The sequence below is a fragment of the Kitasatospora phosalacinea genome (assembly GCF_030268885.1).
GTDB classification, from domain to species: Bacteria; Actinomycetota; Actinomycetes; order Streptomycetales; family Streptomycetaceae; genus Kitasatospora; species Kitasatospora phosalacinea_C.
In genome coordinates, this window is the sequence record NZ_BSSA01000033.1 from 25,247 (window position 1) to 51,482 (window position 26,236).

Genomic DNA, 26,236 nt, shown 5'->3' on the forward strand with positions numbered 1-26,236 from the left:
GCACAACGGCCCCGGGGCGCGCGGTGTTCCGCGGCGCGCCCCGGGGCCGTCGGCCCGTCGCTGCTCAGACGGCGTGCTGCACCTCGCGCTCGCCCTCCGCGGCCCCGCGCCCGTCCCGGCGCCGGCGCACCGCGCCGGTGGCCGCGAACGCGCAGGCCAGCACGCCGCCGAGGGCCAGCACCCACTCCGGCCCGGCGCCGACCCGGTCGGCGAGCGTCCGGCCGTCGCGCAGCGGCACCACCGCGTTCAGCACGGCCTGCTCCATCTCGCCGGTGCGCTGCTGCACGCTGCCGTCCGGGGCGATCACCGCGGAGACGCCGCTGGTGGCCGCGATCAGCACCGCCCGCCCGTGCTCGACGGCCCGCAGTCGGGACATCGCGAGCTGCTGCTCGGTCTGGCCGGTGTTGTTGTATGTGGCGTTGTTGGTCTGCACGACGATGACCCGGCCGCCCTGGTTGACGGCGTCCCGGACGATCTCGTCGTAGGCCACCTCGAAGCAGATGACGTCGCCGATCCGGGCCGGGCCCAGCTGCATCACGCCGTTGTGGGTGCCGGGGTAGAAGTCCCGGGCGACCCGCTGCAGGCGGCTGATCACCTTGGACAGCTCCTGCCGGAACGGCACGTACTCGCCGAACGGCACCGGGTGCTGCTTGGTGTAGGAGGCGCCGGGGCCGGTGGCCGGGTCCCAGACGATGCCCTCGTTCTGGACGTGCTGCTCGTCGGGGCCGTCGACCAGGGCGCCGACCAGGGTGGGCACGCCGACGGCCTTGACCGCCTCGTCGATCCGGGCCCGCGCGGCGGGGTCGGTGAACGGGTCCAGGTCGGAGGCGTTCTCGGGCCAGATCACGACGTCGGGCTTGGCGACCCGGCCGGCCGCGACGTCCGCGGCGAGCTTCTCGGTGGCGGTGGCGTGGTTGTCCAGCACCTCCATCGGGCGGCCCAGGAAGTCCATGCCGGGACGGTCCACGTTGCCCTGGACGAGCGCGACCTTGACGGTGTCGTCGGCCGAGGTCGGCACCGGCACCGCGTAGCCGACCAGTACCAGGGCGAGCGCGCCGACCGCGCCGACGGCGGTGCGCCAGGGCAGGTCGGTGTCGGTGCGGCGGGCGCGGGCGGCGCTCAGCGCCGCCCAGGCCAGCAGGGTGCCGCTGCCCGCGACCGCGAAGGTCACCAGCGGGGCGCCGCCGAGCGCGGCCAGCGGGGTGAGCGGGCTGGCGGTGTTGGCGAACGCCAGCCGGCCCCACGGGAAGCCGCCGAACGGCAGCCGGTCGCGCATCCACTCCTGGGTGACCCACAGCAGCGCGCCCCACAGCGGCCAGCCGCGCAGCTTGGAGGTCAGGGCCGTCCCGGCGCCCATCAGGGCCAGGAACAGCGCCTCGATCAGCGACAGGCCGACGGTGGCGTCCCAGCCGACCGGGCGCAGCCAGGACAGCAGCAGCACGAAGAACGGCACGCCGAGGGCGAAGCCCAGCCAGGCGCCGTGCCGGGCGGTGCGGCCGCGGGTGAGCAGGGCCAGGGCGGCCACCGCGAGGATCGACAGCGGCCACACGTCGAACGGCGGGAAGGCGAGGGCCAGCGCCAGGCCGGAGAGCGCGGCCAGGCCGGTCCGGGCCCACCAGGCCCGGCGGCGGCCGGGCGCGGGCGCGGTCCGCGACGGCTGCGGGCCCTCCTCGGCCACCGGCTGCTCCTGCTGCTCGGGCTGCTCCTGCGAAACCGGCAGTGCCACCTGCGCACCACCTCTCTACCTCGGGGCCGTCCCCGTGCGCGGGGCACGGGTCCGACCTCGTTCGACGTCCCAGGAAAGGTACCTCACTCCCCCGGGCGCCCCGTCCGGCCGACGGCCCGTCAGCGGCCGACCGGCGGGCGGTGCCCGGCCCAGGGCAGTGCCTCCTCCAGGGTGCGGGCGACCTGCAGGAGCAGGTCCTCGCGCCAGGGGGCGGCGACCAGTTGGACGCCGACGGGCAGGCCGGTGGCCGCGTCCCGGTGCAGCGGGAGCGAGATCGCGGGCTGGCCGGTGACGTTGAACAGCGAGGTGAAGACGCCCATCGGGTAGGAGTTGCGGACGGCGGCGGCCGGGTCGGCGGCGGTGCCGGTGCGCCAGGCGCCGATCCGCGGCGGCAGGCAGGCCATGGTGGGGGTGACCAGTAGGTCGTGCCGGGCGAGGAAGTCCTCGACCAGACGGCGGGAGAACCGCTGGGCGCTCTGCACGGCCTGCGCGTACGCCCAGGAGTCGACGGCGTGCGCGGCCCGGCGTAGCGCCCGGTTGTGCGGTTCGACCAGGTCGGGGTCGGTGAGCGGGACGGCGGCGGCGCCGGTGTTCCAGATCGCGGTGAAGGCGGCGACCAGTTCGGCGGCGGGCGGCAGCGGCAGCGGGGCGTCGACCAGGTGGTGCCCGGCGTGCTCCAGGGCGCGCAGCGCGCGTTCGACGGCGGTGCGGCAGGCCGGGTCGACGGTGATCCCCTCGACCGGGGAGTCGGTGAGGTGCCCGATCCGCAGGCCGGTCGGCGGCGCCTGGTCGCACGCGGCGGCGTACGGGCGGGCGGGGGCGGGCGGGGACCACCAGCTGCCGGGGTCGTGCCGGGCCAGCGCGTCCAGGACGGCGGCGGTGTCCTCGACGGTGCGGGTGACGGCGCCGCCGGTGGCGAGGCCCTCGACCAGGACGGTGGCTCCGGCGACCCGGCCGCGGGTGGGTTTGAGGCCGACCAGGCCGGTGCAGGAGGCGGGGATGCGGATCGACCCGCCGCCGTCCTCGGCGTGCGCGAGCGGGGCCGCCCCGGCGGCGACGGCGGCGCCCGCTCCGCTGGAGGAGCCGCCGGGGGTGCGGTCGGGGTCCCACGGGTTGCGGGTGATGCCGAGGGCGGGGCTCTCGGTGAACGGCAGCGCCCCGAACTCGGAGGTGGTGGTCTTGCCCATCGGCACGAACCCGGCCGCCAGCAGCCGCCCCACCGCCGGGTCGGTGGCGGCGGCGGGCTCCCGCGAGGTGGCGAGCGAGCCGTGGGTGGTGGGCCACCCGGCGACGTCCGCGAGGTCCTTCACCGGCAGCGGCACGCCCAGGAACGGGGGCAGCCGCTCGTCCTTCCCGGCCGCCAGCACCCGGCGCTCGGCGGCCCGGGCGGCGGCCAGCACGGCCGCGTCGTCGCGGAAGCAGAAGGCGTTGAGCACCGGGTCGAGGCGGTCGGCGCGCCGCAGGTACGCCTCGGCGAGCTCGACCGGGCCGAGTTCGCGGCGGCGGACGGCCGCGGCGAGGTCGAGCGCCGGGGTGAACGGGTCGAACGGGTCGAACGGGTCGGTGGGCATCGCGCTGTCCTCTCCTCGCGTGGTGCCCCCACCCTGCGCGCCCCGTCCGCCCCGGGTCTTGGACGAATGTCCGGCCCGCCGGGCGTCAGGCGTCGAGCAGGTGGACGGTGCGGCCGCGGACGACGGTGCGCAGGCAGGTGGGCAGCGGCTCGCCGGGGGTGAGGTCGGGCAGGCCGGGGGTGCCGGAGCGCGGGTCGGTGGACCAGCCCGCGATGCGGGTGTCGGGGGCCTGGACGACCAGGTCGGTGGTGGCCCAGATCGCGTAGGAGGCGACGGCGCCGGGGACGAGCACGCCGTCGGCGTCGTGGCCCAGGGCGCGGTGGCCGCCGCGGGTGTGGGCGGTGAAGGCGGCGCGCACCGAGATCCGGTGCTCGGGGGTGCGGTGGAAGGCGGCGGCCCGGACGGTGCCCCACGGGTCGAGCGGGGTGACCGGCGCGTCGGAGCCGAAGGCCAGCGGGATGCCGGTGCGCAGCATCGCCGCGAAGGGGTTGAGGGCGGCGGCGCGCTCGGCGCCGAGGCGGGCGGCGTACATGCCGTCGGGGCCGCCCCAGGCCGCGTCGAAGGCGGGCTGGACGGAGGCGGTGAGGCCGAGTTCGGCGAACGCGGCGAGCGTCTCGTGGGTCAGCGCCTCGGCGTGCTCGACCCGGTGCCGGGCGGCCTTGACCCGCTCCAGGCCGAGCTTGTCGGCGGCGGCCCGCACGCCCGCCACGACGGCGCCGATCGCGGCGTCGCCGATGGCGTGGAACCCGGCCTGCAGGCCCGCCTCGGTGCAGGCGGTGACGTGGTCGGCGATCTCGGCGGCGCTCAGGTAGGCGACGCCGGTGTGCGGGGCGTCGGTGTACGGGTCGTGCAGGCAGGCGGTGCGCGAGCCGAGGGCGCCGTCGACGAACAGGTCGCCGCCCGCGCCGACCGCGCCGAGGCGCTTGGCGGTCTCGACGCCCTCGGGGCCGAGTTCGCCCCAGTAGCCGTACACCTCGGGGCCGTCGGTCCCGGCGGCGAGGGCGAGCAGCGCGGCGAGGTCCTCGGCGGAGGAGATCTGCGGCCCGGCGCACTCGTGCAGGGTGCCGATGCCCAGTTCGGCGGCCCGGCGCAGGGTGGCGAGCTGGGCGGCGCGGCGCTGTTCGGCGGTGAGGTGGGCCAGCGCGGCCTGCCGGACGGCGTGGTGGGCGTCCCGGGTGAGCGGGCCGGTGGCGTCGTACCCGGGGAGCGCCTCCAGACCGGGGACGAGGGCGCGCAGGGCGCTGCTGGCGAGGGCGGAGTGGACGTCGGTGCGGGAGAGGTAGAGCGGGGCGCCCTTGGCGGCGGCGTCGAGTTCGGCGAGCGCGGGGGCGCGGTGCTCGGGCCAGCGGGTCTCGTCCCAGCCGTGGCCGATCAGCGCGCCGCCGGTGTGGGGGGCGCAGAACTCGGCGGTGCGGCGCAGGGTTTCGGCGAGCGAGGTGCTGCCGGTGAGGTCGAGGCCGGTGAGGGCGAGGCCGGTGGAGGTGGCGTGCACGTGGGCGTCGACGAAGGCGGGGGTGACCAGGGCGCCGTCCAGTTCGACGATCTCGTCGGCGGTGTCGGCGTACGCCGCGGCGGCTCCGTCGCTGCCGACCCAGGCGACGTGCCGGCCCTCGACCAGCATGGCGGTGGCGAAGGGGTCGGCGGGGCTGTAGACGTTGCCGCCGCGCAGCAGCACGGTCCGGTCGGTGCGTTCGGTCATGGCGTCCAGTCTCGCACCCCGGACGGCCTGGTCAGAGCTTCGGGGGGCGGGCCTCGTACGGGGTGGAGAGGACGACGGTGGTGCGGGTGGAGACGCCCGCGGCGGAGCGGATCCGGGCGAGCAGGTCCTCCAGGTCGCCGGGGCCGGGGACGCGGACCTTGAGGATGTAGTTCTCGTCGCCCGCGACGCTGTGGCACGCCTCGATCTCGGGGAGGCCGACCAGGCGTTCGGGGGTGTCGTCGGGCGCGCTGGGGTCGAAGGGCTTGACCGAGATGAACGCGGTGAGCGCCAGGTCGACCGCCTCGGGGTCGACGATGGCGGTGTAGCCGCGGATGACGCCGCGCTGTTCGAGGCGGCGCACCCGCTGGTGCACGGCCGAGGTGGACAGGCCGGTGGCCTTGCCCAGGTCGGTGTAGCTCATCCGTCCGTCCTGCAGCAGCAGCTGGACGATGCGCTGGTCGAGTTCCTCCACAAGGCGTCAACCTACTCGATCGCGGGCGGGCCGTGCAGACAGCTCACCGGGGGCGCATCCGGGGGGCACATGCCAACGGAATGTGGCGAGGAACACAGGGAATGCATCACCGTGCGCCGGAGTGCAGGGTTATGACGTCCCGTCATGGGGAAGTGCTGCTGGTGGCCCGGACAACGAGAGGCTCCGGCCGGATCCTAGGGGGATCAGAATGCCTTCCACCGACCAGCGTTCCGACGTCGAGGACGAACCCGGCGCGCCCGAGACCTCCTTCGGGACGGACCCGGGCGCGGCCGACACCTGGGAGATCGTCCGGGTGCACTGCCCGGCGTGCGACCGCCCGATCGCCCTGATCGGGGACGAGGAGCGCCTGCCGCAGCACGCGGTGCTCACCTCCGCGTGGAACCCCTTCCAGCCCGCGATCTGCCGGGGCACCGGCGCGCCGACCGCCGACCTGCCCGAGTGCGAGGAGCGGCCCGAGCAGGACGGCCTGGACAACCTGGTGACGCTGCCGACGGCGCTGGACTGGCGCACCCAGCCGTTCTCGCACGCCGGGGCCCACCGCGCGGTGCGCGCGTCCGTGCCCGCGCAGCGCGACCGCCGCGCGGCCTGAGCCCGCGCGCACCCGAGGAACCGGGCCGTCCCCGACGGCCCGACGTCCCGGCGAGGGCGCCGCACGCGGTGCCCTCCGGGATCACCCCCGCGGCCCCGGCCCCCGTACGCTGGCCGGATGGACGCCGACTCCCCCGACCTGTCCGCGCTGGCCGCGGAGCTGCTGGCGCTGCCGCCCTCGCTCGGCCCGGTGCGGCTGGTCGCGGTGGACGGGCACGCGGGCTCCGGCAAGACCACCTTCGCGGGGCGGCTGTCGGCCGCGCTCGGCGGCGCGCCCGTGGTGCACCTGGACGACCTGGCCACGCACCGGGAGCCGTTCGGCTGGCCGGGGCGGCTGCGCGCCCAGGTGCTGGAGCCGCTGACGCGCGGGGTCGCGGCCCGGCACGCGGTGTACGACTGGACGGCGCGGGAGTTCGGCGCCGTCCGGGAGGTGCCGGTGGCGCCGGTGGTGCTGCTGGAGGGGGTGGGCGCGGGCCGGCGGGCGGTGCGGCCCCACCTGGCGGCGCTGCTGTGGATGGAGCTGGACCAGGCGGCCGCGCGGGCCCGCGGGGAGCTGCGGGACGGTCCGGAACTGGCCGAGTTCTGGGCCGGTTGGTCGCGTGCGGAGCAGGCGCACTTCGCGGCGGACCCGAGCCGTCCGCACGCGCACGTCCGGGTCGACGGGGTCACCGGGCGAATCCTTCGGAGCACCCTGAGTGAACCGCGTAGACCCCCCTTGACCTGCGGCGTCGCCAGGATCTAAGTTCTGCGTGTCGCGGAAATCAGTTGAATCCGCAACCACAGACACGGCGCCTCCGGCTTGTTCCCCCGTGAGCCGGAGGCGCCGTCCTGCCTCCCGGCCCGTGCGCCGGTGAGCGATCGTCTCGCGCCATTCGAGCCGCGCGGCACCCTTACGGATCAGCGCCGCGCCGGTACCATGCCACGCAGGCGCGCAGAGGAGCGCCCCGAGGTCTGGCGGGGGGCGTCAGTGACGGTGGAGAGTTCCGGCGGGAAGGGTCCCGCGGCGGGGGGTCCGGATCCGGACGCCGACCGCGCCTGGTCGCGCGCCATGGACGCCTACACGGCCGGTTCGTACGCCCGCGCGGAGGAGGAGTTCCGCGCCGCGGTCTACGTCGACCCCGGCATGGCCGACGCCTGGCTGGGCCTGCACGCGCTGCGCAGCGACACCGCGGGCGCCCTGCTGGCGATGCACCGGCACCGGGACCGCTTCGGCGAGCAGCGCGAGCGCCACCGCCGCCCGCTCAGTTCCTGGTACTGGCTGGGCTGGTGGGTGCAGCCGGTGCTGGAGACCCCGCAGGACCTCGCGCTCGCGCACGCCTCGCACTGGCTGGACGGCCGTCACCTGGCCGAGCTGGAGCAGGCCCTGACGGCCTGTCCCCCGCCCGAGCGGGAGCCCGCGGTGCGCTTCCTGCACGCCTGCCGCTCCTACCTGCTCAAGGACTGGGAGCAGCTGATCCGGGACACCGACCGGCTGCTGGACGACCCGCTGCTGGGCATCGAGGCGGGCCTGTTCGCGGGCATGGCGCGCGTCCGGCTCGACATGTGCGCGCAGGCCCAGCGCCCGCTGGCGGCCTCGCTGGCGCGCTGCCGCTCCGAGCAGCCGCAGCGCAAGGAGCTGCGCTACTGGCTGGCCCGGGCGTACGAGGGCGCCGGGCGCAGCGCAGCGGCGCTGCCGCTGTACCGGGCGGTGCACCGGGCGGACCCGGCGTTCATGGACACCGAGCAGCGGCTGGCGGCGATCGCCGCGGAGGACGGGCTGCTGGACGGCGAGGCGTTCGGCGAGTACCGGGGCGTGGCGGCGCCGCCCGGCAGCGGCGCGCTGGAGGAGCTGGAGCCGGTGGAGTTCCGCGGCGGCTCCGGCGGGGTCAGCGCGGCGGCCTGCGCCGAGGAGGAGGACGACGGCCCGGCCGCCGCCGAACCGGGCCGGGCGCAGCTGGCCGAGCGGGCCGGGGCCGCGGCGCCGCCGCCCCGGCTGGCCAACTGGCCCGCCGCGCAGGCCGTTCCGCCCGCCGGGCCGAACCCGGCCCCGGCCGCCCGGCTGGAGCTGGACCGGGCGCTGGCCGAGCTGGAGGCGATGGTCGGCCTGGACCCGGTCAAGCGCCAGGTGCGGGCGCTGTCCGCGCAGTTGCGGATGGCCCGGCTGCGCGCGGACCGCGGGCTGCCGGTGCAGCCGCCGAAGCGGCACTTCGTGTTCTCCGGCCCCTCGGGCACCGGCAAGACCACGGTCGCGCGGATCCTCGGCCGGGTCTTCCACGCCCTCGGGCTGCTCTCCGGCGACCACCTGGTGGAGGCTCAACGGGCCGACCTGGTGGGCGAGTTCCTGGGCCAGACGGCGGTGAAGGCGAACGAGCTGATCGACTCGGCGCTGGACGGCGTGCTGTTCATAGACGAGGCGTACTCGCTGGCCAACTCCGGCTACAGCAAGGGCGACGCGTACGGCGACGAGGCGCTGCAGGTCCTGCTGAAGCGGGCCGAGGACAATCGGGACAGGTTGGTCGTCATCCTCGCGGGGTACCCGGACGGCATGAATCGACTACTGGCAACGAACCCGGGCCTGAACTCCCGCTTCACCACCCGGGTCGACTTCCCCTCCTACCGGCCCGCCGAACTCACCGACATCGGCCTGAAGTTGGCGCAGGCCGACGGCGACGGCTGGGACGTGGACGCGGCCGAGGAACTGTCCTCGATCTGCGGGCACGTCGTCGCCGAGGGCTGGATCGACCAGCTCGGCAACGGCCGCTTCGTCCGCACCCTGTACGAGAAGTCCTGCGCCTACCGCGACCTGCGGCTGTCCGGCCAGCGCGGCACGCCCTCCCGTGAGGACCTGGCGACGCTGCGCCTGCCGGACCTGCTGCAGGCGTACGGAGAGCTGATCGACGGCCGCCCGTGAGAGGCCTGCGCAGGGCCCGGCCGGAGCGGTCGGAGGACGTCCCGGCGCCGAGGGGCGGGGACGGGCGGAAGTCCGGTGCGGGGCGGTCGGGGGACGACCCCGCGCCGCGCCGGGCGGAGGAGCGGACGGCCGGGCGCCGAGGGGTGCCCTGGTACGTCTCCCTGCCGGTCACGCTGGCCGTGATCCTGGCACTGTTCCTGGGGATGGCGAACCTGGGCTGGCTGCCGGGTCTGCCGAACCCCTTCGCCGAGAAGACCGTCGACCGCAGCCAGCCCGCGGTCCTCAAGTCGGTGCGGGACATGAGCCGTTACAACGCGGCCACCGGCGACTTCCAGGTCATCGTGGACCTCGCGAACGAGGCCAAGTTCCTGCCGTCGGCGATCCTGGGCACCCGCAGCCTGTACGTGGGCACCGGCAGCGTCGAGGCGTACGTGGACCTCGGCAAGCTGGGGCCGGACGCGGTGAAGGTCTCCGAGGACCGGCGGACGGCGTCCATCACCATTCCGCACGCGCAGCTCGCCGAAGCGGCGCTGGACGTCAAGCGCTCCTACATGTACTCGCAGGAGCGCGGGCTGTTCGACCGGCTCGGCGACCTGTTCTCGGACAGCAGCGCCGACGACCAGCACAAGGTGGAGCTGCTGGCCGTCGGCAAGATCGACAAGGCCGCGAAGGAGACCGGTCTGACCACCACCGCGGAGAACAACACCAAGGCGATGCTGACGGGCCTGCTGGGCTCGCTGGGCTTCACCCAGGTCACGGTCACCGTGGCCTGAGCGCCGCCGGAACGCACGGGCGGCCGGCCCCCGCCGAGGGGGCCGGCCGTCCGGGTGCGGGCGTCAGCGCTGGGCGGCGGCGGGCGGCCGGTGGTCGGGGTCGTGCACCTCGCCGACCAGTTCCTCCAGCACGTCCTCCAGGGCGACCAGGCCGAGCTGGCGCCCGTCCGGGTCGACCACCGCGGCCAGGTGGGCGGCGGCGCGGCGCATCGCGGCGAGCGCGTCGTCCAGCGGCAGGCCGGAGCGCAGCACGGTGATCGGCCGCCACAGCCGGGCCGGGACGGGCGCGGTCAGGTCGTCGACCTCCAGCGAGTCCTTGACGTGCAGGTAGCCGAGGACGGTGCCCTGCTCGTCGGCGACCGGGAAGCGGGAGAAGCCGGTGCGCACGGCCAGGCGCTGGATCTCCTCGCCGGTGACCTCGCGGCCGACGGTAACCAGCTGCTCGGGGGCCAGCAGCACCTCGGTGACCGGGCGGCTGCCCATCTCCAGGGCGTCCTCCAGGCGTTCGCGGCGGCTGTCGTCGAGCAGTCCGGCCTCGCCGGAGTCGGTGAGCATCAGCAGCAGCTGCTCGCTGGTGGCGACCGAGTCGACCTCGTCCTTGGGCTCGACCCGGAACAGCCGCAGCACGCCGTTGGCGAAGGCGTTCAGGAAGGCGATGAACGGGGCGAGCAGGCGGGCCAGGCGGTCCAGCGGCGGGCCGAGCCAGAGCGCGGCCCGCTCCGGGCCGGCCAGGGCCAGGTTCTTCGGCACCATCTCGCCGACCACCATGTGCAGGAACACCACGATGCTCAGCGCGATGACGTAGCTCAGCAGGTGCATCGCCGAGTCGGGCACGCCGAGCGCGTGGAAGGCGGGCTCCAGCAGGTGCGCGATGGTGGGTTCGGCCAGCGCGCCCAGCAGCAGCGAGCAGACGGTGATGCCGAGTTGGGCGGCGGCCAGCATCGCGGAGACGTTGGACAGCGCGTGCAGCACGGTGCGGGCGCGCCTGTCGCCCGCCTCGGCGAGCGGTTCGATCTGGCTGCGGCGCACCGAGATGACGGCGAACTCGGCGCCGACGAAGAAGGCGTTGCCGAGCAGCAGGAGCAGTGAGAAGGCGAGTTGCAGGGCGCTCATCGGTGGTGGTCCTGGTCCTCGTGGTCGTCCTCGTGCACCCGGCGGACCTCGACCCGGCTGGTGCGGTGCCGGTCGACGGCGGTCACGGTCAGCTCCCAGCCGGGCAGGTGGGCGCTCTCGCCGACGGCGGGGAGCTTGCCGAGCAGGTCGGCGAGCAGGCCGCCGAGCGTCTCGTACGGGCCGTCGGGGGCGTTCAGGCCGATCTTGGCGAGCTGGTCGAGCCGGGCCCGGCCGTCGGCGTCCCAGACCGGCAGTCCGTCGCGCGGGGCGAGCGGGCGCAGGTCGGGGGTGTCGGCGGGGTCGTGCTCGTCCTGGACCTCGCCGACCACCTCCTCGACGATGTCCTCGATGGTGGCGACGCCCGCGGTGCCGCCGTACTCGTCGACGACCACGGCCATCGGCTCGCGGCCGCGCAGCAGGTCGAGCAGCCGCTCGACGGGCATGGTCTCGGGCACCAGCAGCGGCGGGGCGGCCAGGTGGCGGACCCTGGTGTGGTCGCGCCGCCCGGCGGGGACGGCGAGGGCGTCCTTGAGGGTGACGGTGCCGGTGACCTCGTCGAGGCTCTCGGCGTACACCGGGAAGCGGCTCAGCCCGGTGGCCCGGGTCAGGTTGAGCACGTCGGTGGCGGTGGCGTCCTCCTGCAGGGCGGCGACGTCGATCCGCGGGGTCATCACCGACTCGGCGGTCAGCTCGCGCAGGCCCAGCGTGCGGACGAACAGCGTCGCGGACTGCTCGTCCATCACGCCGGCCTGGTACGAGTGCCGGGCCAGTGCGACGAGTTCGTCGGCGGTGCGGGCGTGGCCGAGCTCCTCCTGCGGTTCGACGCCGAAGGCCCGGACGATCCGGTCGGCGGAGCCGTTGAGGAAGGCGATCAGCGGCCGGCAGGCGGCGGAGAACGCGCGCTGCGGGCCGACCACCGCGTAGGCGACCTGGATCGGCCGGGAGATCGCCCAGTTCTTCGGGACGAGCTCGCCGATCACCATCTGGATCACGGTGGCCAGCACCAGGCCGACGATCACCGCGGTGCCGCGGGCCGCCGACTCGGGCAGGCCGACGGCGGTGAACACCGGCGTGAGCAGCACGGACAGCGCCGGTTCGGCGAGCATGCCGACCACCAGCGAGGTGATGGTGATGCCGAGTTGGGCGCCGGAGAGCTGGAAGGACAGCTTGTGCAGGGCCTTGGACAGGCTCCCGGCCCGTCGGTCGCCGTCGGCCGCGGCGCGTTCCACGGTGCCGCGGTCGGCGGTCACGAACGCGAACTCGGCGGCCACGAACAGGCCGTTGGCGAGGATGAGCAGGAAGGCCGCGAGCAGCAGGAGCCAGGCGGTGGTCATCGGGCCGCCCGCCTTTCCTGACGGGGAACGTGCACGGCGGCGCGGGTACTACCGGACGGATCGTCCATCGAGGGGAGGTGTCACTCCTCTGGTCGCGGGCGGACGCGGGCAGCCCGGTTCTCGGGTGGGCTTTGCCGCGGTTTTACCAGCGTAGACGATACCCGAACGCTTCCCGGGGCCTGTTCGACCCGTCCGTCCGGTGGCGTGTCAGGGCTGCTGCTCCCGGACCCCGGCGGCGTGCTGCTCGACCAGGTCGCGCAGGGCGCGGGCGGCGGCGACGGCCTGCGCCCGCCCGCCGCCGGGCTGGATGCCGACGGCGGCCAGCGCGGTGCCGTCCGCGAGGTCGAGCACCACCCAGGGGTCGCCCGCCCGGAGGTTCACCCGGACCACCTCGGCCCAGGACAGCCGGCGGCTGCGGACGAAGTTGACCACGGTCAGGCCCGCCTCGTCGGCGACCACCTTGGGGCGGGCCAGCATCAGGCCGACCGCGGCGAACAGCAGGCCGGAGCAGACCATCATCGCCCGGTCGTTGAACTGCCAGCTCTCCGGCAGCGCGACGGCGAGCACCGAGAACAGCACCACCAGCGCGGCGCACAGCGGGTAGAGCACGGCGCGGTTGCGGCGGGGCGCCCAGGTGACGGGCAGGGCGGTGGCGGCGGGGGTGGACACGGGTGGCTCCAGGGTGGGGGCCGCGGTCCGGGCGGGGCCGGGGGTGGCGGCCCCCGCCCGGTGGCGGGTCAGATGCGGCAGGCGTGGATGTTGGTGACCAGGATGGCGCGGGCGCCGATCGCCCACAGGTCGTCCATGATCCGCTGGGCCTCCTTGCGGAGCACCATCGAACGGACCGCGACCCAGCCCTCGGTGTGCAGCGGCGAGACGGTCGGCGACTCCAGGCCCGGGGTGAGGGCGACGGCCTCGCCGACCTTCTCCGCGCGGATGTCGTAGTCCATCAGCACGTAGCGGCGGGCCACCAGCACGCCCTGCAGGCGGCGCAGGAACTGCTCGACCGCGGCGTCCTCGCCCGCGCCCTTGGAGCGGATCACCACGGCGTCGGAGACCAGGATCGGGTCGCCGAACACCTCCAGGCCCGCGTTGCGCAGGCTGGTGCCGGTCTCCACCACGTCGGCGATCACGTCGGCGACGCCCAGGTGCACGGCGGTCTCGACCGCGCCGTCCAGCTTGGTGACGGTGGCCTTCACGCCGTGCTCGGCGAGGTGCTGCTCGACCAGGCCGGTGTACGAGGTGGCGATCCGCAGGCCGTCCAGGTCGCGGACGTCCGCAAGCTCGGTGCCGACCGGCTTGGCGAAGCGGAAGGTCGACCCGGCGAAGCCGAGCGCGAGCACCTCCTCGGCCTCCGAGGCGGAGTCCAGCAGCAGGTCGCGGCCGGTGATGCCGACGTCGAGCCGGCCGGAGCCGACGTACACGGCGATGTCGCGCGGGCGCAGGAAGAAGAACTCGACCTGGTTGTCCGGGTCGACCAGGACGAGTTCCTTGGCCTCCTTGCGCTGCCGGTAGCCGGCCTCATGGAGCATCTCCGCCGCGGGACCCGAGAGCGAACCCTTGTTGGGGACGGCGATGCGGAGCATGAGTGGCGAACCCTTCGCGTTGGCGATCAATGGGGGGTGGGGCTTAGAGGTACTTGTAGACGTCTTCGAGCGTCAGCCCGCGGGCGAGCATCATCACCTGGACGTGGTAGAGGAGCTGCGAGATCTCCTCCGCCGCCTCCTCGGGCGACTGGTACTCGGCAGCCATCCAGACCTCGGCGGCCTCCTCGACGACCTTCTTGCCGATCGCGTGGACGCCCTGCTGCACGAGCTGGGCGGTGCGGGAGGTCGCGGGGTCGCCGGTGGCGGCCTTCTGCTGGAGCTCGGCGAAGAGCTCCTCGAATGTCTTGGAAGCCATGATGGGCTCACCTTACGGGGTGCGGGCTGACGGACGGTAAACGGTTTCGCACCGTGGACAGTCGGATGGACGGCCGGACGGCCTCACGCCTTGGACAGCGCGCGCAGCGCGGCCGCGGTGGCCACCGCCGCGGTGACCGCCTCGTGGCCCTTGTCCTCGGCCGAGCCGGGCAGCCCGGCCCGGTCCAGGGCCTGCTGCTCGGTGTCGCAGGTGAGGACGCCGAAGCCGACCGGGACGCCGGTGTCCACCGACACCTGGGTCAGGCCGAGGGTGGCGCCCTGGCAGACGTAGTCGAAGTGCGGGGTGCCGCCGCGGATCACCACGCCCAGCGCCACCACCGCGTCGTAGCCCGCGTCGGCCAGCCGCCTGGCGGCGACCGGCAGCTCGAAGGTGCCGGGGACGCGGACCACGGTCGCGCCGCCGTCCGCGCCGAGCTCCGCCAGGGCGCGCCGGGCGCCGTCCAGCAGTCCGTTCATCACCTGCTCGTGCCACTGGGCGGCGACGACCGCGACCCGCAGGTCGGCGGTGTTCTCCAGGTTCTCGGGGGACAGGACGGGGGCTCCGTGGCCGGCCATGGTCGTCTTCCTCTGTTCGTTCGGTGTCGGTGCGCTGGTGCGGGTGCGGTTACTTGCCGTCGTCGTCGAGCCACGGCAGGTCGTGGCCCATCCGGTCGCGCTTGGTGCGCAGGTAGCGCAGGTTGTGCTCGCCCGCGGCGGTGGGCAGCGGGCGGCGGGCGGCGACCTTGAGGCCGTGCTCGGTGAGCGCGGTCTGCTTGGCCGGGTTGTTGCTGAGCAGGGTCAGCGAGCGCACGCCGAGGTCGGTGAGCATCTGCGCGGCGATCGAGTAGTCGCGGGCGTCGGCGGGCAGGCCCTGGTCGAGGTTGGCGTCGACGGTGTCCAGGCCCTGCTCCTGCAGCTGGTAGGCGCGCAGCTTGTGGGCCAGGCCGATGCCGCGGCCCTCGTGGCCGCGCAGGTAGAGCACCACGCCGCGGCCGGCCCCGGCGACGGCGGCCAGCGAGGCCTGCAGCTGGGGGCCGCAGTCGCAGCGCAGCGAGCCGAACACGTCGCCGGTCAGGCACTCGGAGTGCAGCCGGACGAGGACGTCCTCGCCGTCGGGGAGGCGGCCGTCCGCGTCCAGGCCGCCCGCCACCAGGGCCAGGTGCTCGGTGCCGTCGATGGTGCCGCGGTAGCCGACGGCGGTGAACGTGCCGTGCTCGGTGGGCAGTTGGGTGACGGCGGCGCGGTCGACGTGCAGTTCGGTGCGGCGGCGGTAGGCGATCAGGTCCTCGATCGAGATGATCGCCAGGCCGTGCTCGCGGGCGAAGGCGTGCAGTTCGGGCAGCCGGGCCATGGTGCCGTCGTCGTTGACCACCTCGGCGATGCCGCCCGCCGGGGCGAGCCCGGCGAGGCGGGCCAGGTCGACGGCGGCCTCGGTGTGGCCGGGGCGGACCAGCACGCCGCCGTCGACGGCGCGCAGCGGGAAGACGTGCCCGGGGCGGGTCAGGTCGGCCGGTTCGGTGCCCGGGCTGGCCAGCAGCTTGACGGTGCGGGCCCGGTCGGCGGCCGAGATGCCGGTGGAGACGCCCTCGCGGGCGTCCACCGAGACGGCGTACGCGGTGCCCTTGCGGTCCTCGTTGACCCGGGTCATCGGCGGCAGCTTCAGCCGGTCGAGCTCCTCGCCGGTCATCGGGACGCAGATCACGCCGGAGGAGTACCGGACGGTGAAGGCCAGCAGCTCGGGGGCGGCGGCGGAGGCGGCGAAGACGATGTCGCCCTCGTTCTCGCGGTCCTCGTCGTCGACCACGATCACGGCGCGGCCGAGCGCGATGTCGGCGATCGCGCGCTCGACCGGGTCGAGGGCGAGCGGCTCGGCGGGCAGCGGGTGGTCGGCGGGCTCGGTGCCGGCGGGCTCGGTGCTCATGCGGTGGCTCCCTTGGCGAGCGGGGCGGTGCGGGTGGCCCGGGCCTTCGTCCACCAGCTGGCCAGGCCGGCCACCACCAGGACGAAGTAGACGGTGAAGGTGAGGGCCGAGAAGACGTAGCCGTGGGTGTACGAGTACGGGACGCTGACCAGGTCGACGGCGATCCAGGCGAACCAGAACTCGACCCAGCCGCGGGCCTGGGCGTACATCGCGGCCAGCGTGCCGACGAAGATGTACGCGTCCAGCAGCGGGTTCCAGGACAGCTTCGGGAAGGCGTCGAACAGCGCGGCGACGGCGGCGGTGCCCGCCGCGGTGGCGGCGACCAGGACGGCCCGCTCGGTCCAGGTCGCGAAGCGGACCGCGACCTCGCCGGTGTCGCGGCGCCCGCGGTTCCACTGCGTCCAGCCCCAGAGCGCGGTGACGATGACGATCACCTGCTTGCCGATCAGGCCGGGCACCTGCCCGCCGAGGAAGACGGTGATCAGCACCGCGCCGGCCAGCAGCTGGGCGGGCCAGGTGAGGACGGAGCGGCGCCAGCCCAGGGCCAGGGCGCCGAGCCCTATCAGGTTGCCGACCATGTCGGCGACCTTCACCTGCTCGCCGAAGGCGGTGAAGGCCAGGTCGCGGAACGCACTCACTTGGAACCCCCCAGGGTGTCGGGCAGCGCACGGGTGTCGAGCAGCCGCTCGACGTACTTGGCGAGGACGTCGACCTCGAGGTTGACGGGCTCGCCGACCTGCTTGGCCCCCAGCGTGGTGAGGGCGAGGGTGGCGGGGATCAGCGAGACGGTGAACGAGTCGAGGGCGGCCTCGACGACGGTGAGGCTCACTCCGTCCACGGTGATCGACCCCTTCTCCACCAGGTAGCGCGAGATCGGCTGCGGCAGGCTGAAACGCAGCACCTCCCAGCGCGGATTCCCGTCCGCGTCGAGGTCGCCGGGCGCGCGGGAGAGCAGCGTGCCGGTGGCGTCGACGTGCCCCTGCACCAGGTGGCCGCCGAGCCGGGCGCCGAGCGCCATCGCCCTCTCCAGGTTGACCCGGGAGCCGGGGCGCAGCACGCCGAGGCTGGAGCGCTGCAGCGTCTCGCGCATCACGTCGGCACTGAACTCGCCGCTGCGGGCCGCCAGTTGCTCGTTGTCGTCGAGGACGGTCAGACAGACGCCGTTGACCGCGATCGAGTCGCCGTGCCGGGCGTCGGCCGTCACGACCGGACCGCGCAGGCGGATGCGCGAGGATTCGCCGATCTCCTCGATGGAGACGACCTCGCCGAGCTCTTCGATGATGCCGGTGAACACCCGGGTTCTCCTCGCGCTTGGGGCGCGGACTCCGGGGCGGCTCGTGGGAGTTGACTGCGGACGCATGCCCGACGGGGCGCACCCGGGGCGCCTGGGCTTCCTCGCCGAGGCACGGGTTCGCTGCCGTCCTGCTTCGCGCACCCCGGCCCTCGGGTGGGCCGCGGTGCTGAACACGCTTCGTCCGCCGCGCACGCCTCCCATCCGGACTTTAACCGTCGGTCCAGGAATTTCACCTGGTCAACCGGCCGCTGGCTGCGGACGGGTCGCGGACTGTAACCGCCGGTTCGGATTTTCACCGACCCCGGAGTGCGCTGAACGTCACTGGTACTGCACCCACATTGTTGCACGCGCCGGTGGTCGGGCCGCAAGGACGTGTCCTGTGGCCTGGTTCACGTCGGCGGCGCACGGTGGGAGGGAATAGTTCTCCGTACGGAGGGCTCCCGGCCGAGGAGTTGAGCCGCGATGGCGATGTTCATGGACGTCCACCACGGAATGGCGGGCATCACCGCCGAGCAGTTGAAGGCCGCGCACGAGGCGGACCTCGCGGTGCAGGGCGAGGAGGGCGTGGAGTTCCGGCAGGCCTGGGCCGACCCGGACTCGGGCACCGTCTACTGCCTGTCCTCCGCCCCGACCCGGGAGGCCGTGCAGCGCGTGCACGAGCGCACCGGGCACCCGGCGGACGAGGTGCACCCGGTGCCGCTGCAGGTCTGAGACCCCCCTGGCGGCGGGGGCGTGAGCGGCGGTAGCGTCGGGGCACGTGATCTTCGACGCCCTCGCCGCGGACGCGATCCGCGAACCGGCCCGTCTGCGGGCCCTGTACGAGCAGCCGAGCGAACTGGTGCGGCGCAAGCAGGTGGACCGCCTGCACGAGTCGGCGCGCCGGCTCATCGGCTGCTCCTCGCTGGTCTTCCTGGCCACCGCCGACGCCGAGGGCAACTGCGACGCCACTCCGCGCGGCGGCCCGCCCGGCTTCGTCGCGGTGCTGGACGAGCGCACCCTGGCGATCCCCGACGCCACCGGCAACCGGCGCCTGGACAGCCTGCACAACATCGCCGCCACCGGCCGGGCCGGGCTGGTCTTCCTCGTCCCCGGCCGGGCCGCCACCCTGCGGGTCAACGGGCGGGCCTGCGTCAGCGAGGACCCGGAGCTGCTGGCCCGGCTGACGCCGGTGGGGAAGCCGCCGCGCACCGCGATCGTGGTGGCCGCGGACGAGGTCTACCAGCACTGCCCGAAGGCGCTGCTGCGCGCCTCCGCCTGGCGGCCCGAACAGTGGCTGCCCGCCGACGCGGCGCCCAGCTCGGCCGAGATCACCCTCTCCCACCTGGGGGACCCGGCACTGACCCTGGAGCAGGTGCTGGCCGCGGAGGAGGAGTCGCTGCGGCTGCGCTACGAGTGAGCGGGGGGCGGCGCCGGACGGGGGTGGGTGCATGCTGGGGGGACGGGGTTCCCGCATAGGCGGAACTTTGGGGGGTCATAGCTTCGGCTTATGACGACATAAGCCGGAGCCCCGTACCGGGCGCGCCCGCCGGCCGCAAGGCTGGGCGGTACGCGCCCCGAGTCGAACAGGAGTACCTGCCCATGCCCCGCCCCGTCCGGGTGGCCATCGTCGGTTCCGGCCCCGCCGGGATCTACGCCGCCGACGCGCTGCTGAAGTCCGAGCTGGCCGCCGCCCCCGGCGTCTCCATCGACCTGATCGAGCGCCTGCCCGCCCCCTTCGGCCTGATCCGCTACGGCGTCGCCCCCGACCACCCCCGGATCAAGGGCATCATCACGGCCCTGCACCAGGTCCTCGACAAGCCCCAGGTCCGCCTGCTCGGCAACGTCGACTACCCCGGCGACCTCTCGCTCGACGAGCTGCACCGCTTCTACGACGCCCTGGTCTTCGCCACCGGCGCCGAGGCCGACCGCGACCTGAACATCCCCGGCATCGAGCTGGACGGCTCGTACGGCGCCGCCGACTTCGTCTCCTGGTACGACGGCCACCCCGAGGTGCCGCGGACCTGGCCGCTGGAGGCCGAGCAGGTCGCCGTCCTCGGCGTCGGCAACGTCGCGCTCGACGTCGCCCGCATCCTCGCCAAGACCGCGGACGAGCTGCTGCCCACCGAGATCCCGCCGAACGTGTACGAGGGCCTGGCCGCGAACCGGGCCGTCGAGGTGCACGTGTTCGGGCGGCGCGGGCCCGCGCAGGCCAAGTTCTCGCCGATGGAGCTGCGCGAGCTCGACCACTCCCCCACCATCGAGGTGGTCGTCGACCCCGAGGACATCGACTACGACGAGGGCTCCATCGCCACCCGGCGCGCCAACAAGCAGGCCGACATGGTCGCCTCCACGCTGGAGAACTGGGCGATCCGCGACGTCGGCAACCGGCCGCACCGCATCCACCTGCACTTCTTCGAGAACCCGGTCGAGGTGCTCGGCGAGGACGGCCGCGTCGTCGCGCTGCGCACCGAGCGCACCGAACTCGACGGCACCGGCAACACGGTCGGCACCGGCACCTTCCGCGAGTGGCCCGTCCAGGCGGTCTACCGGGCGGTCGGCTACCGCTCCGACGAACTGCCCAAGCTGCCGTTCGACGCCCTCAGCGCGACCGTCCCGCACGAGGCCGGGCGGGTCCAGGAGAACGGCGCCCACCTGCCGTCCGTCTACGTCACCGGCTGGGTCAAGCGCGGCCCCGTCGGCCTGATCGGCCACACCAAGGGCGACGCCAACGAGACCGTCGCCTGCCTGGTCGCCGACCACGCCGCGGGTCTGCTCCGCGAGGCGGCCGAGCCGTCCGAGGACGCGGTCGTCGACTTCCTGCGCAGCCGCGGCGTCGACTTCACCACCTGGGAGGGGTGGCACCACCTGGACGCCCACGAGAAGGCCCTCGGCGCGGCCGAGGGCCGCGAGCGGGTGAAGGTCGTCGAGCGGGTGGGCATGCTGGACGCCTCGCGCAGCGACCGGGCGGCGGAGCGCAACAACCTGCGGTAGCGCGGGGGGACGCACGGCCGGATCGCGAGAGGTGCGGGGCGCTGCCCCGGGTCGCGGTCCGGCCGTGCGCGCTCGGTCGGCCGCGCGGTTCCCCGCACCCCGGTTCCGCAGCGTCCGGTCCACCGGCGGGCGGGCCGCCCCGTCGGTGGACCGGACGCTGCGGAAGGGTCAGCCCTCCGTCGCGCCGGTGCGGTGGCGGTCGTAGTGGCGGGCGACCCGGGCGCGGTTGCCGCAGGAGGTCTTGCACCACTCCTGGCGGCCGTGCGCCTTGACGAAGTAGCGGACGCAGCGCGGGGCCTGGCAGGCCCGCAGGTTCGGGCGGTCGGGGCCGGCCAGGAAGTCGATGACGGCGCGGGCCAGGGCGGCGAGCAGGCGGGCCCGGGCGTCGGGGGTGGTGGAGAGCGGGCGGATCCGGGCCGGGGATCCGTCGGCGGCCCAGTCCAGCTGCGGGACGACGGGGTCGAGTGCCGCGGCGGCGTTGAGCTGCGCCAGGGCCCGGTCGGCGGGCATCAGCCGGTGCGCGTCGGCGCGGCTGGCGGGGCCGGGGCTGACCGCGCGGGCGAACAGGGCGCGGGCGGCCCGGCGCAGGGCGATCAGCTCGGTGTGCAACTCCTCGTCCAGGGGCGGGAGTTCGGTGGTTCCGGTGAAGCGTTCGGCGTGTTCGGCGAGCCAGGCGGCCGCACCGGCGGGTTCGGCCAGGTCGTCGAGCACGCCGCCGTCGCCGTCGTGGCGGACGGTGCCCACCAAGTCCAGTGCGGGCCGGTGCGGTTGCTGCGCGCCGTCGTCGTCCGCCATGGTCCCTCCTCGCCGTTGCCGCCCGTCCGCGTTCTCCCTTGCCGAGCGGATCGCCCCTACCCTAGGGTCACTAACGCCAAAGCGAAAGCCAACCATTAGGACGTGGCGAAGGAGCCCGATGACCCTGCTGCTGGCCCAGATCAGCGACCTCCACCTCGACGGCACCGGGCGCGCCACCGAGCGCGCCGCCCGCGTCGTGCACCACCTGCGCGGGCTGGCCCGTCCCGTCGACGCCCTGCTGGTCACCGGCGACATCGCCGACCACGGCGCGGAGGACGAGTACCGGGAGGCGGCCGAACTGCTCGCCGACCTGCCCTTCCCCGTCCTGTCCTGCCCCGGCAACCACGACGCGCGCCCCGCCTACCGCAAGGCACTGCTCGGCGAGGAGCCGGACACCACGCCGGTCAACCGGGCGCACCTGGTCGGCGGCGCCGCGGTCCTGACGGTCGACTCGACGATCCCGGGGCGGGACGAGGGCCTGCTGGAGCCCGCGACGCTCGCCTGGATCGACCGCACCCTGAACGGACTCCCGCCCGGCACACCGGCGCTGATCGCCTTCCACCAGCCGCCGGTGGCCCTGCACCACCCGCTGCCCGACGCGTACGCCCTGCAGCGCCCCGAGGACCTCGCCGCCCTGCTCGACGCCCACCCCGAGGTCGTCGCCCTGATCACCGGACACGCCCACACCGCCGCCGCGTCGACCTTCGCCGGACGCCCGCTGATCGTCGGGCCCGCCATCACCTGGACGCTCCAACTCCCCTGGGAGACGGAGGACTTCATCGGTCGCGACCAGCCGCCCGCACTCGCCTACCACGTCCTGGACGAGGAGCGGCGACTCACCACGCACTACCGCGTCGTGCTCTGAGCGCCCCGCCCCGGAGGCGCCTCCGCGGCCACCCCGCGCACCGCCGCCGGCCCCTGCGAGCGGCGGCGGGGCGGGTGTCACCGGGGCCCGGCCGGTCGGCGGTTTCTACAGAGGTGTAGAACAAAGGCGTCCACCCCGGGACCGTCCGAAGGAGACCCGCCGAGATGACCGACCCCGCGGCCGTCGCGCCCTGGCACTGGTCGGCGTTGGCCGACAGCTGGACCCCGGAACCGGTGGTCCTCGCCCTGTGCGCCGCGCTCGCGGCCGGCTACCTGGTGGGGGCGCGCCGCCACCGGGCGGGCGGGGGCGGCCGCTGGCCCTGGTACCGCACGATGGCGTTCCTGGGCGGGCTCGCGGTCTGGGGCTGGACGACCTGCTCGGGCCTCGGGGTGTACGAGCGGGTGCTGTTCACCGACCGGGCGGTGCAGTTGGTGCTGCTGCTGATGCTGGTCCCGATGCTGCTGGCGCTCGGCGCGCCGGTCTCGCTGCTGGCCGCGGCGCTGCCGGAGGCGGGCCGCGGGCGGCTGCGGGCGGCGCTGTCCGGGCGGGTCTCGCGGGTGCTGATGTTCCCGCTGGTGTCGACCGTGCTGCTGGTCGCGCCGCCCTGGCTGCTGTACTTCACGCCCTGCTACGGGCACACTCTGACCAGCCCGGTCTGGAACACCGGCTTCCACCTGGTGCCGGTGCTGCTGGGCCTGCTCTACTTCTGGCCGCGCCTGCAGCTGGACCCGGTCGCGCACGCGTACCCGCTGCTGATCGGCGTGGTGATCACCTTCGTGGAGGTGGTCTTCGACGCGGCCCTCGCACTCGTCCTGCTGTACGGCGGGCACGTGGTCGCCGAGCCGTACTACACGGCGCTGGCCCGCAGTTGGGGGCCCGGTCCGGCCCGGGACCAGTTCATCGGGGGCAACGCGATCTGGATCCTCGGCGACCTGGTCGGCCTGCCCTTCCTGTGCGCGCTGGTCCGCCGGATGGTCGTCACCGGGCGCGCCGAGACGGCGGCGGTGGACGCGGCGCTGGACGCGGCCGAGCAGGCGCGGGCGGCGCGGGCCGGGGCGGAGGAGTCGGCCGGGGCGGGCGGGGTGGGCGAGGCGGACGGGGAGCGGCCGTGGTGGCTGGACGACCCCACCCTGCGCCACCGCTACGGGGGCTGACCCCGGCGGTGCGACGCAGCTCACGGGCCGGGTGCGCCGCGCCGCGGGAATGCACCTGCGGGCCCCCGGGTTGCACCGGGCGTACGGTTGAATACCCAGGGGGGTATCGACGAGAGGTCCGACGACATGACGCACGCGCCCGGCATCACCGCCACCCTCACCGGCACTCCCTTCGCGGAGGCCGCCGAGCAGGTCCGCACGGCCCTCGCCGAACAGGGTTTCGGCGTCCTCACCGAGATCGACCTGACGGCCACCCTGCGCACCAAGCTCGGCGTCGAGCTGGAGGACTACCTGGTCCTCGGCGCCTGCAACCCCCCGATCGCCCACCGCGCCCTGGAGGCCGACCGCCGGATCGGCCTGCTGCTGCCCTGCAACGTGGTGCTGCGCGCCGTCCCCGAGGGCGTCCTGGTCGAGGCCATGGACCCCCAGCTGATGGTGCAGTTCACCGGACGGCCCGAACTCGCCGAGGTCGCCGACGAGGCCGCCGCCCGCCTGCGCGCGGCGCTCGCCTCGCTGGGCGGCTGAGCGACCGACCGGCCGGCTGACCGACCGGCCGCCCGGGGCACCCCCGCGCAGGGGACGCCCCGGGCGCAGCACGACCTCCTGGATACCCCCCAGGGTATTATTCGTTCCCTCGCGCTTGGAGAGAGACCAGTGAACCGCCCCTCCCCCGCCCCGGCGGCCCCCGCCCCGGTGGCCCCGGCCGCCCCGCCCCGGCCCGGGCTGCTGGGCCGACTCGGCGTGTGGTCCGTGCACCACGTCAAGACCGTGCTGGCCGGTTGGCTGGTGCTGGTGATCGGGCTGGGCGCGTTCGCCCCGCAGGTCACCTCCGCGCTGTCCGGCGCGGGCTGGCAGGCCGACGGCTCCGAGTCGGTGAAGGTCCGCACGCTCGCCGAGGAGCACTTCGCGGGCAACGCCTCGTCCGCGCTCCAGATCGTGGTGGCCGCGGACCGCCCCGTCACCGAGCCCGCCGTCCAGCAGACCATCACCAAGGCCGGCGAGATCGCCGCCGCCGACCCGCGGATCTCCACCGTCGTGGCGCCGCAGCCCGGCGCCACCATCAGCCAGGACGGCCGCACCGCCCTCCTGCTGGCCGGCGCCGCCGCGTCCCCGGACGACATGGTCCGCGCCGCCGACGACCTCAAGGAACCGCTGAACGCGCTGTCCACCGACGGGATCAGCGTCCACGCCACCGGCGCGTCCGTGCTGTGGAGCGACTTCAACACCGCCAACCACGACGCGATGATGAAGTCCGAGATCATGTCCTGGCCGGTCACCCTGGCGATCCTGGTCCTGGCCTTCGGCTCGCTGGTCGCCGCCGGACTGCCGCTGCTGCTCACCATGGCCGGCCTGGCCGCCTCCGCAGGCTCGCTGGTCCTGATCAGCCACCTGTTCCCGGTCTCCATCTGGGCGATGAACTTCGCCATGATGTTCGCCCTCGCCCTCGGCATCGACTACGCCCTGTTCCTGGTGGTCCGCTTCCGCAGCGCCCGGACGGGCCGCTCGCTCAGCAGCGCCGGGGCGGTCGCGGAGACCATGGACACCGCGGGCAAGGCCGTCCTGCTCTCCGGCGCGACCGTGCTGGTCAGCCTGTCCGCCGTCATGCTCGTCCCCTCCCCCGCGTTCCGGTCCATGGCCGGCGGCATCATGCTCGCCGTCCTGTTCGTGCTCGCCGCCACCCTCACCCTGCTGCCCGCCGTCCTCGGCAAGCTCGGCCACCGCGTCGACGCCCTCGCCCTGCCCTGGGTCAAGACCGGCGAACACCGCTCCCCGCGCTTCGCCGCCTGGGGCGAGCGCCTGTGGAGGCACCCGCTGCGCTGGGGCGCCCTCGCCCTGGCCGTGCTCATCGCCCTGGCCGCGCCCGTGATCGGGCTGCGCACCGCGATGCCCTCGATCACCGTGCTGCCCACCGACGCCAGCGCCCGGGCCGGCTACACCGCCGTCCAGCAGGCCTTCGGCCCCGGCGCACCCGGCACCCTGCAGATCCTCACCCCCGCCGACCAGGCCGACACCACCGCCCACGCGATCGCCGCGAACCCCGGCATCGCCGGCGTGATGCCCGCCCAGAACGCCGCCGACGGCTCCGGCTGGTCGATGATCCAGGCCGTCCCCACCGTCGACCCCTCCAGCCCCGACCTGTCCGGCACCGTCCACTCCCTGCGCGACGCGCTTCCCGCCGACGCCCTGGTCGGCGGCGCCGCGGTGGAGAACCTCGACCTGCAGCACCTGCTGACCGAGAAGACCCCGCTGGTGATCGGCGTCGTCATGGCGCTCGGCTTCGTCCTGCTGCTGTTCGCGCTGCGCGCCCCGCTGATCGCCGCGCTCGGCACCCTCGCCAGCCTGCTGTCCACCGGCGCCGCGTTCGGCGTGGCCCGGCTGGTCTTCCAGGACGGCCACGGCGCGGGGCTGCTCGGCTTCAGGTCCCAGGGATTCCTGGACGGCTGGGCACCGGTGTTCTTCTTCGCGATGATCTTCGCGATCGCGATGGACTACACCGTCTTCCTGCTCGCCTCCGCCAAGGAGCACTACGAGCGCACCGGCGACCCCAGGGAGGCCATGGTCGGCGCCCTCGCCCACTCCGGCCGGGTGATCTTCGCGGCAGCCGGCGTCATGGTCGCGGTGTTCTTCACCTTCGCCCTCTCCGGCCCGCTGCCGCCCAAGGAGATGGGCATCGTCCTCGGCGTGGCCGTCCTGCTCGACGCGGCCCTCGTCCGCCTGGTCCTGCTGCCCGTCATCCTCCGCCTGACCGGTCGCGCCGCCTGGCACACTCCCCGGTGGCTGGACCGCGTCCTGCCCCGGATCCCGTTCTCGCACTCCTGATCCCCGTTCGTCCCCCTGTAGAAGCAGAAGGAGCACTCCCATGTGTCGTCGCGTCACCTGCAAGTCCTGCGGCAGGCCGAGTTTCGCCGGGTGCGGCATGCACGTCGAACAGGTCCTGGCCGGGATCCCGAAGTCGCAGCGCTGCTCGTGCGCGGCGGACGCGAAGGCGGCCAAGGCCGCGAAGAGCACCGCAGCACCGACCGGCTCGTGGTTCTCCCGGCTGTTCGGCCGGAGCTGAGCAGCCCGCGAGCGCGCCCCGCCCACCGTCAGGGCGGGGCGTTCGCGTTGTCGGGGGCGGTTGGGAGGATGGCCGCTCCGGACCACGCCCG

The 26,236-nt window shown here is 74.6% G+C and carries 26 protein-coding genes and 1 riboswitch; of the genes, 12 read left to right on the top strand and 14 right to left on the bottom strand.

Features of this window, described 5'->3' with window-relative positions; translation table 11 throughout:
- Nucleotides 1–64 precede the first annotated feature (64 nt).
- From lnt to QSK52_RS32740, 4 genes are all read right to left on the bottom strand, one after another.
- Nucleotides 65–1,726, bottom strand: a complete 1,662-nt coding sequence (gene lnt, locus QSK52_RS32725; RefSeq protein ID WP_285739860.1) for an apolipoprotein N-acyltransferase — start codon at nt 1,724–1,726, stop codon at nt 65–67.
- A gap of 119 nt (nt 1,727–1,845) precedes the next feature.
- Nucleotides 1,846–3,297: an amidase gene (locus QSK52_RS32730; RefSeq protein WP_285739861.1), complete on the bottom strand. Its 1,452-nt coding sequence runs from the start codon at nt 3,295–3,297 to the stop codon at nt 1,846–1,848.
- A gap of 85 nt (nt 3,298–3,382) precedes the next feature.
- Complete coding sequence (locus tag QSK52_RS32735; protein WP_285739862.1) at nt 3,383–4,996, bottom strand: amidohydrolase; 1,614 nt, start codon at nt 4,994–4,996, stop codon at nt 3,383–3,385.
- A gap of 31 nt (nt 4,997–5,027) precedes the next feature.
- The gene (locus QSK52_RS32740; protein ID WP_176185772.1) at nt 5,028–5,468 is read right to left on the bottom strand and encodes an Lrp/AsnC family transcriptional regulator; all 441 of its coding nucleotides are present in this window, start codon (nt 5,466–5,468) and stop codon (nt 5,028–5,030) included.
- Between the two features lie 208 nt (nt 5,469–5,676).
- Here QSK52_RS32740 and QSK52_RS32745 point away from each other — a divergent pair, with 208 nt between their 5' ends.
- From QSK52_RS32745 to QSK52_RS32760, 4 genes are all read left to right on the top strand, one after another.
- Nucleotides 5,677–6,078: a hypothetical protein gene (locus QSK52_RS32745; RefSeq protein ID WP_285739863.1), complete on the top strand. Its 402-nt coding sequence runs from the start codon at nt 5,677–5,679 to the stop codon at nt 6,076–6,078.
- 117 nt (nt 6,079–6,195) lie between these two features.
- Nucleotides 6,196–6,819, top strand: coding sequence for a uridine kinase family protein (locus QSK52_RS32750; protein WP_285739864.1), 624 nt, complete (start codon nt 6,196–6,198; stop codon nt 6,817–6,819).
- Nucleotides 6,820–7,125: 306 nt separating this feature from the next.
- Nucleotides 7,126–8,967 (top strand): AAA family ATPase, encoded by a 1,842-nt coding sequence (locus tag QSK52_RS32755; RefSeq protein ID WP_285739865.1) that lies wholly within the window; start codon nt 7,126–7,128, stop codon nt 8,965–8,967.
- Between the two features lie 143 nt (nt 8,968–9,110).
- Nucleotides 9,111–9,740 (top strand): DUF4230 domain-containing protein, encoded by a 630-nt coding sequence (locus QSK52_RS32760; RefSeq protein WP_285739866.1) that lies wholly within the window; start codon nt 9,111–9,113, stop codon nt 9,738–9,740.
- Between the two features lie 63 nt (nt 9,741–9,803).
- Here the strand turns inward: QSK52_RS32760 and QSK52_RS32765 are convergent, their stop codons facing one another.
- The 9 genes from QSK52_RS32765 to QSK52_RS32805 form a co-directional block, all read right to left on the bottom strand.
- Nucleotides 9,804–10,853, bottom strand: a complete 1,050-nt coding sequence (locus QSK52_RS32765) for a hemolysin family protein (protein ID WP_285739867.1) — start codon at nt 10,851–10,853, stop codon at nt 9,804–9,806.
- On the bottom strand, nt 10,850–12,187 hold the full coding sequence (locus QSK52_RS32770; RefSeq protein ID WP_285739868.1) for a hemolysin family protein: 1,338 nt from the start codon (nt 12,185–12,187) through the stop codon (nt 10,850–10,852). The genes QSK52_RS32765 and QSK52_RS32770 overlap by 4 nt, the downstream gene beginning before the upstream one ends.
- 207 nt (nt 12,188–12,394) lie before the next feature.
- Nucleotides 12,395–12,856, bottom strand: a complete 462-nt coding sequence (locus QSK52_RS32775; RefSeq protein WP_285739869.1) for a PH domain-containing protein — start codon at nt 12,854–12,856, stop codon at nt 12,395–12,397.
- A gap of 68 nt (nt 12,857–12,924) precedes the next feature.
- Nucleotides 12,925–13,773 carry an ATP phosphoribosyltransferase gene (gene hisG / locus QSK52_RS32780; RefSeq protein ID WP_285739870.1) on the bottom strand — a complete coding sequence of 283 codons (849 nt, stop codon included), beginning with the start codon at nt 13,771–13,773 and terminating at the stop codon, nt 12,925–12,927.
- 43 nt (nt 13,774–13,816) lie between these two features.
- Complete coding sequence (locus QSK52_RS32785) at nt 13,817–14,089, bottom strand: phosphoribosyl-ATP diphosphatase (RefSeq protein ID WP_033250629.1); 273 nt, start codon at nt 14,087–14,089, stop codon at nt 13,817–13,819.
- A gap of 83 nt (nt 14,090–14,172) precedes the next feature.
- Entirely contained in the window at nt 14,173–14,664 is a 492-nt protein-coding gene (gene ribH, locus QSK52_RS32790) for a 6,7-dimethyl-8-ribityllumazine synthase (RefSeq protein ID WP_285739871.1), read from the bottom strand.
- Nucleotides 14,665–14,713: 49 nt separating this feature from the next.
- On the bottom strand, nt 14,714–16,009 hold the full coding sequence (locus QSK52_RS32795) for a bifunctional 3,4-dihydroxy-2-butanone-4-phosphate synthase/GTP cyclohydrolase II (protein WP_285739872.1): 1,296 nt from the start codon (nt 16,007–16,009) through the stop codon (nt 14,714–14,716).
- The gene (locus QSK52_RS32800; protein ID WP_285739873.1) at nt 16,006–16,647 is read right to left on the bottom strand and encodes a nicotinamide mononucleotide transporter family protein; all 642 of its coding nucleotides are present in this window, start codon (nt 16,645–16,647) and stop codon (nt 16,006–16,008) included. The genes QSK52_RS32795 and QSK52_RS32800 overlap by 4 nt, the downstream gene beginning before the upstream one ends.
- Nucleotides 16,644–17,303 carry a riboflavin synthase gene (locus QSK52_RS32805; RefSeq protein ID WP_285739874.1) on the bottom strand — a complete coding sequence of 220 codons (660 nt, stop codon included), beginning with the start codon at nt 17,301–17,303 and terminating at the stop codon, nt 16,644–16,646. The genes QSK52_RS32800 and QSK52_RS32805 overlap by 4 nt, the downstream gene beginning before the upstream one ends.
- Before the next feature lie 185 nt (nt 17,304–17,488).
- Nucleotides 17,489–17,616, bottom strand: a riboswitch (FMN riboswitch).
- A gap of 149 nt (nt 17,617–17,765) precedes the next feature.
- On the opposite strand from QSK52_RS32805, the gene QSK52_RS32810 reads away from it, so the two are divergent.
- The 3 genes from QSK52_RS32810 to QSK52_RS32820 all read left to right on the top strand — a co-directional run bounded on the left by QSK52_RS32810 (nt 17,766) and on the right by QSK52_RS32820 (nt 20,273).
- Complete coding sequence (locus QSK52_RS32810) at nt 17,766–18,014, top strand: SCO4226 family nickel-binding protein (protein ID WP_285739875.1); 249 nt, start codon at nt 17,766–17,768, stop codon at nt 18,012–18,014.
- Nucleotides 18,015–18,060: 46 nt separating this feature from the next.
- Nucleotides 18,061–18,699, top strand: coding sequence for an MSMEG_1061 family FMN-dependent PPOX-type flavoprotein (locus QSK52_RS32815; RefSeq protein ID WP_285739876.1), 639 nt, complete (start codon nt 18,061–18,063; stop codon nt 18,697–18,699).
- Between the two features lie 182 nt (nt 18,700–18,881).
- The gene (locus tag QSK52_RS32820; RefSeq protein ID WP_285739877.1) at nt 18,882–20,273 is read left to right on the top strand and encodes an FAD-dependent oxidoreductase; all 1,392 of its coding nucleotides are present in this window, start codon (nt 18,882–18,884) and stop codon (nt 20,271–20,273) included.
- Between the two features lie 168 nt (nt 20,274–20,441).
- Here the strand turns inward: QSK52_RS32820 and QSK52_RS32825 are convergent, their stop codons facing one another.
- Nucleotides 20,442–21,068, bottom strand: a complete 627-nt coding sequence (locus QSK52_RS32825; RefSeq protein ID WP_285739878.1) for a CGNR zinc finger domain-containing protein — start codon at nt 21,066–21,068, stop codon at nt 20,442–20,444.
- A 118-nt stretch (nt 21,069–21,186) separates the two neighbouring features.
- Between QSK52_RS32825 and QSK52_RS32830 the strand changes: the two genes are divergently transcribed.
- The 5 genes from QSK52_RS32830 (at nt 21,187) to QSK52_RS32850 (ending at nt 26,145) form a co-directional block, all read left to right on the top strand.
- Complete coding sequence (locus QSK52_RS32830; protein ID WP_285739879.1) at nt 21,187–21,933, top strand: metallophosphoesterase; 747 nt, start codon at nt 21,187–21,189, stop codon at nt 21,931–21,933.
- Nucleotides 21,934–22,097: 164 nt separating this feature from the next.
- The gene (locus QSK52_RS32835; RefSeq protein WP_285739880.1) at nt 22,098–23,087 is read left to right on the top strand and encodes a cytochrome c oxidase assembly protein; all 990 of its coding nucleotides are present in this window, start codon (nt 22,098–22,100) and stop codon (nt 23,085–23,087) included.
- Between the two features lie 126 nt (nt 23,088–23,213).
- Entirely contained in the window at nt 23,214–23,612 is a 399-nt protein-coding gene (locus QSK52_RS32840; protein WP_285739881.1) for a DUF302 domain-containing protein, read from the top strand.
- A 129-nt stretch (nt 23,613–23,741) separates the two neighbouring features.
- Nucleotides 23,742–25,907 (top strand): MMPL family transporter, encoded by a 2,166-nt coding sequence (locus tag QSK52_RS32845; protein ID WP_285739882.1) that lies wholly within the window; start codon nt 23,742–23,744, stop codon nt 25,905–25,907.
- Nucleotides 25,908–25,947: 40 nt separating this feature from the next.
- Entirely contained in the window at nt 25,948–26,145 is a 198-nt protein-coding gene (locus QSK52_RS32850; protein ID WP_285739883.1) for a hypothetical protein, read from the top strand.
- Nucleotides 26,146–26,236: the final 91 nt, after the last annotated feature.